General features: G+C 28.5%; 5 protein-coding genes. All 5 read right to left on the reverse strand.

Annotated elements, in window-relative coordinates:
* A partial coding sequence (locus tag J7G74_RS01060) for an SPFH domain-containing protein (RefSeq protein WP_297130664.1) occupies positions 1-700 on the reverse strand: 700 nt, incomplete at its 3' end.
* 12 nt (positions 701-712) lie between these two features.
* A complete protein-coding gene (locus J7G74_RS01065; protein WP_297130667.1) occupies positions 713-1,858 on the reverse strand; it encodes a hypothetical protein in 1,146 nt (381 codons plus the stop codon).
* A gap of 64 nt (positions 1,859-1,922) precedes the next feature.
* The gene (locus tag J7G74_RS01070) at positions 1,923-2,612 is read right to left on the reverse strand and encodes a PspA/IM30 family protein (protein ID WP_297130670.1); all 690 of its coding nucleotides are present in this window, start codon (positions 2,610-2,612) and stop codon (positions 1,923-1,925) included.
* A gap of 249 nt (positions 2,613-2,861) precedes the next feature.
* Positions 2,862-4,538 (reverse strand): formate--tetrahydrofolate ligase, encoded by a 1,677-nt coding sequence (locus tag J7G74_RS01075; RefSeq protein WP_297130671.1) that lies wholly within the window; start codon positions 4,536-4,538, stop codon positions 2,862-2,864.
* Positions 4,539-4,858: 320 nt separating this feature from the next.
* On the reverse strand, positions 4,859-6,228 hold a 1,370-nt coding region (locus J7G74_RS01080), incomplete at its 5' end, for a bifunctional diguanylate cyclase/phosphohydrolase (protein ID WP_297130674.1).

Genomic DNA, 6,228 nt, shown 5'->3' on the forward strand with positions numbered 1-6,228 from the left:
CTATCATACTATGAGATGCCGCTTTATTAGCCATTTCTTGAACTTCTTTTGGATAAGATACACTTGATATAGCAAAATTAGTTATACTGATACCAATTTTTTGCATCTCAAAATCTAAATCTTCTTGAATACCCTTTGATATTTCAAATGCATTAGCTTGAATATTAAATATATCTTTTCCTTCCTTTACAATCCACTTCATAATAACTTGGTCTAACATAGACATTATACGAGATTTTACATCTTCTATTGTAAACTGTTTTTTTACACCCGCTATCTTATCAATTAGTGCTTGATAGTCAGATACTTTACAACAAAAAGTCCCAAAAGACTTTATAGGCATACCCCCTGGAAGACCTTGTGTTGGTATATTAATAGCATTTTTAGTTCCCCATTTTACTGTTAACTCTTTTGTATTAACAAATAAAACTTCTGATCTAATTCCACTATTAAATCCAAATTTAAATCCTTTTAATGTTGATAAAAAAGGTATTATTTCTGATTCAATATCAAAACTACCTTCATCTTTAAATATACCTTCTATTTTTCCATTATACATAAAAATAGCATCTTGACCCATTCTCACAATCAATTTACTACCTTTTTTTATTTCTTTATTATCCCATTTCCAAAATAGCATATCATCTCTAAATTCTTCCCATTCTACTACATTTGAAAATTGACTACCGAAAAAAAACATAACTTTAACCTCCTAAAACAATTGTTTATCGCTAAAGGAAGTAAATATATTATAACTTTCCTTCATTTCTTCAACGATTTCATATTCACCTACTGATGTCATATATTGATTTTCTGGTGATTTATAATTATAAGCTACTTCATCTTCAGATGATGACATATATATACCAAATAATATACCTAGTATAAGAATTATTATAGCAGTAATTTTAGCTATACTTTTTGGATACTCTCCTCTAATCTCTCCTGTTTCGCCATTTATTAAAACATTATATCGTTTATCTTTATACGTATATGCAGTTGAATAGACTGGTACAAATATATGCTTGTATGTTTCATCTGAATAAGATGTGTTAAGTCTAAGAGCTCTTACACAATCATATCTCCTCAATACATCACTTTCTGCTTTAGATCGAAGTCGTCTATTCATCTTAGCAAGTGCCTCATTATGAGCATCCTTTAAATCTACCGTATAGATTTCTGCACAATAACCAGACATATAATCAGGTGAGTATGATACTATATTTCTTGTGCTACTTGGTTGTACTCCTATTAATAGTATTTCATCTAGCTTATTTGATGCACTTACTAGTATATCATCAAAGAAATGATTTATATTACCGCTTGTAGGATACCACCTAGTCTCTATTCTGACTTTTTTCTCTCCATTTTCATCTTCATATTCTACTCTATGATTAATTCCACCCATAGCTGTATAGTGTGTTCTTGTATTAGCATCAAATGTCCAATATGGCATATATATTCCTTGTATTTTGTCTTTTTGATATAAGGTTTTTAATATATTTGGAGCAAGCCATCTTCCTTTTATCCAATTTGTAAATATAGACTCTACTTTATTTTTATCTATTTTAAAAGGAATAACTCCATCTGGAACAATCGAATCTAATTGCTTTTGTGATAAAACATAATGTGATCCGCAATAAGGGCATGTTGTTGCTGTGCTTGTTTTATCTACTTCTACATGAGCTCCACAACCTTCACATTCCATACTTGTTGATGTTTTTTCTTCAACTTTTATCTTTCTCATAGCATGAATATCAAGATTATGTTCCACTATACTTGTAGGATCATTTTCTATGTCTACTTTTGTTCCACAGTTAGGACATTTTAGAGCTTGTACATTTGCATCAAACTCCATTATTCCACCGCAGCCCTCACAATAATAAGATTTACTTATAAGATCACCCCCGTAAAGATTATATCTATAGTCCTAATTTATTTTTTAATGCTTGTAATTCATCATCTATTTCTGAATTAGAAGGCTCGTCATTATCATATTTGCTCATTAAATCTTCTATACTATTTTCTTTTTTAGATGAATTTAATTCAGCCATTGCATTTGCTTCATCTAGTTGTCTATTTATTTTTTCTTCCATTTTGTCAAAAGCAGACATGTTCCCCATCGCCCCATTAGCACTAGAACCTATTTTATTTAATCTTTCTTGTGTTTTTGCTACTGCAAGCTTTGCTTTTAATTGATCTCTTCTTGCATTTAATTCAGCTATATCTTTTACCAGCTTATCATGCATACTTCTCATTTTTGCTGCATTATCTGCTGATATTTCATACGATTGTTGCAAAGTTTCTTTTTTTGAAGTCAATTCTTTTTTCTTTTCTAAAAATAATTTTGCATCTCCATCATTGCCTGATAAAATAGCTTTTTCAGCATATCTTTGCATCTTAGCTACTTCTTCTATACATTCATTTAGTTCACGTTTTGATCTGCTTTCCTCTGCCATTACAGATGCTGTTTCAGCCTTAACCTTACCTAAATCACCTTCTAAGTTTCTTAAGTATTGGTCAATCATTTTTGATGGATCTTCAGCTTTATCTAGTAATGCATTAATATTTGAAGACATAATATCCTTAAATCTCGAAATTATTCCTGCCATAATAAAACCTCCTACTTCTGTTTAAATTTATATTTAATATTTTTATATAATTTTCGTTGTAGTGAAAATAATATTATTATAAAGAGTATATCATAATTTAACATAATTTAAATACGCTAAAATATAGTTTAGTATATGAAAAAATATGTACTTCTATTTTCAAATTATATACAAAAATAATCTATATAATAATAAAAGATAGGATTAATTAATCCTATCTTTTATTATTATATATTTAAGTGAATATCATTAAAATAGTCCTGATATTACTCCATTTTCATCCACATCTATTCTTTCTGCTGCTGGTAATTTAGGTAAACCTGGCATTTTCATTATTTCACCTGTAAGAGCTACTATAAATCCTGCTCCTGCACTTATGTTTAATTGTCTTACTGTTATTCTAAATCCAGTCGGTCTACCAAGTTTAGTTGTATCATCTGACAAGGAATACTGAGTTTTTGCCATACATATAGGTAAATTAGAGAATCCTAAAGTTTCTAAATTAGCTATTTCTTTCTCAGCTTCTTTAGTATAATCAACTCCATCAGCACCATATATTTTTGTTGCTATTGCATTTATTTTTTCTTTTATACTACAATCCAATGGATATACATATTCGAGATCACTTTTTTGATCACAAAGTCTAACAACTTCTCTAGCAAGTTCAACTCCACCTTCTCCACCTTTTGCCCATACTTGAGATACAACAACATTTACACCAAGCTCATTACATCTTGTTTGTATCAAATCAATCTCTTCTTGAGAGTCTGTTGGGAACTCATTTATTGCAACTACTGCAGGTAGTTTGAATACTTTAGTAATATTTTCAACATGTTTTAATAAATTTGGAAGCCCTGCATCTAAAGCTTCTAAATTAACTTCATTTAAATTTTCTTTATTTATTCCACCATTATATTTTAATGCTCTAACTGTAACAACTATTATAACAGCATCCGGTTTTAAATCAGCCATTCTACATTTAATATCTAAGAATTTTTCTGCTCCTAAATCTGCTCCAAATCCTCCTTCTGTTACAACATAATCAGCAAAGTTCATTGCCATTTTCGTAGCTATAACTGAGTTACATCCATGAGCTATATTAGCAAATGGTCCTCCATGAACAAATGCTGGCGTTCCTTCTAATGTTTGAACTAAGTTTGGTTTTAATGCATCTTTTAATAAAGCAGCCATAGCACCATTTGCATTTAATTGTTTTGCAGTTACTGGCTCTCCAGAGTAAGAGTATCCTATGATTATATTGCCAAGTTTTTCCCTTAAATCAGCTATGTTATTTGCTAAACAAAATGCTGCCATTACTTCAGAAGCAACAGTTATATCGAAACCATCTTCTCTAGTAACTCCATCTACTCTTTTTCCTAATCCACAAACTATATTTCTAAGCTGTCTATCATTCATATCTACACATCTTCTCCAAGTAATAGTCTTAGGATTTATATTTAAACTATTTCCTTGATGAATATGATTATCTATCATAGCTGCTAGTAAGTTATTTGCAGCACCTATAGCATGGAAATCACCTGTAAAATGTAAGTTTATATCTTCCATTGGTATAACTTGAGCGTATCCACCACCTGCTGCTCCACCTTTTATTCCAAATACTGGTCCTAATGATGGTTCTCTCAGTGCTACAATTGTATTCTTACCTATTTTTTGTAAGGCATCAGCCACACCTATAGTTGTAGTAGTTTTACCTTCCCCTGCTGGAGTAGGATTAATAGCTGTTGTTAATATTAATTTTGATTTTTTATCACTTTTATAAGTTTTTAATAAGTTATAATCAACTTTTGCTTTATACTTACCATAAAACTCTAAATCATCTTCTAATAGTCCTAGTTTTTTCCCGATTTCTCTAATATGTAGAGGTTTTGCTTCTTGAGCTATTTCTATATCTGATTTAATTTTCATACTACATTTCCTCCAATATTTTAATGTCTAAATTCATTATAATGTAATTTTACAAATTAGTACATAATCCTCAAACAAAACATGAATTTTTTTATTTTTTTTATTTATAAATCTCTATACGTACCATACTTTATTGCTAATTATATATTTTTATTACGTATATTCTTAAATTTTTAATTTATTACTTTAAATTTATACCCTATAACTTTATAACTATAATCATTATTTTTATAATAAATATAAAAAGCTTTCTATATACTTTATTTAAAAATAATGTATATAGAAAGCTTTTTTCACAATATATCAAGTTATTTTACTTATTATAAAACTTCTTCTAAGTACTTATAACTATCCTTTTCTTCTATTTCATTTTTTAACATATCAATAAATTTATCAACTAGAACCTTATCAAAATGAGTTCCGCTACATTTTTTAAGTTCATCTATGGCTTGAGGATAATCTTTTCTTCTGTTATAAGGTCTTTTAGATGTCATAGCATCAAAGCTATCTACTATTGTAAGTATACGCGCAAGATATGGTATTTCTTCTCCTTTTAAATTAGAAGGATACCCTGTACCATCAAACTTTTCATGATGATACCTAATAATAGGAACAATATCATTAAATTTATTCATACTATTAATTAAATCTGCACCAAGTATTGGATGTTGCTTTAATAAATTATACTCACTTTTAGATAGCTTATCTCTTTTATTTAATAAATCTTTAGAAATTTCTAATTTACCTATATCATGAAGATATGCCGCTAAAAGTAAATCTTTTTTACTTTCTTCATCTAAGTTTAAGTATATAGCGAATTTTTTAGCATAAATTACCACCCTCTCAGAGTGTCCATAAGTATACTTATCTTTTTTATTAATCCGATCAATAATTCCAGCTATATAATTTAAAGATTTTTTATCAATGTTGTTATCTATCTCATCTAAAATATTATAATATATCTCTACCCTATCTTTATCAAAAGATTTCGCTCTATATAAAGCATTATCTGCTAACTCGATCAGTTCTTTCTTATTTTTAGCTACAGTTGGATAAGAAGATACACCTATTGATACAGTTAAATTACCACTAGGCTGATGCTCTTGATTTGGAAAAGTTGTATTCCTTATATTTTGTCTAATTAATTCTCCTAAATTTGATGCTTTAGTTTTATCAACATCGTATAGTATTACAGCAAATTCTTCTCCACCATAGCGCGTCACAACCCCTAAGTCTCCTACTGTATCCTTTAACATTTGTCCTAATTTCGTAAGTAGCCAGTCTCCCTTTTGGTGACCATTTATATCATTAAAATTTTTGAAATTATCTATATCCATAAGTAAAAGTGACACTTCTTTATTTAATTTTTTAGCTTTTTTCAAAGATATATCTAACATATCTTGAAAACTCCTATGATTGTATAATCCCGTTAAACCATCTTTTATAGCAAGTTCCTTTAACTTCAGATTATAATCTTTTTCTATCTCTATATATAAAGACAAAATAAAAGAAGTTATTAATAAAGAACTGACTAAAATTATATCTCCTTCAAATGAATTTATAACCTCTATATTAGATATATTATTTGATAATATTAAATTAATAAAATTAAATGATAATATTATTAAAGATACAGCTATAGCAATTATAAAACTTATTATTTTCTTATACTGTATTGATGATATTAGTA

The organism is Terrisporobacter sp. (assembly GCF_017888745.1).
Lineage (GTDB): Bacteria > Bacillota > Clostridia > Peptostreptococcales > Peptostreptococcaceae > Terrisporobacter.

Bases quoted from the DNA above. Each gene is read 5' to 3' on its own strand.
- J7G74_RS01065 (WP_297130667.1), bottom strand. From the start codon at position 1,858: ATGGAGTTTGATGCAAATGTACAAGCTCTAAAATGTCCTAACTGTGGA.
- J7G74_RS01070 (WP_297130670.1), bottom strand. From the start codon at position 2,612: ATGGCAGGAATAATTTCGAGATTTAAGGATATTATGTCTTCAAATATT.
- J7G74_RS01075 (WP_297130671.1), bottom strand. From the start codon at position 4,538: ATGAAAATTAAATCAGATATAGAAATAGCTCAAGAAGCAAAACCTCTA.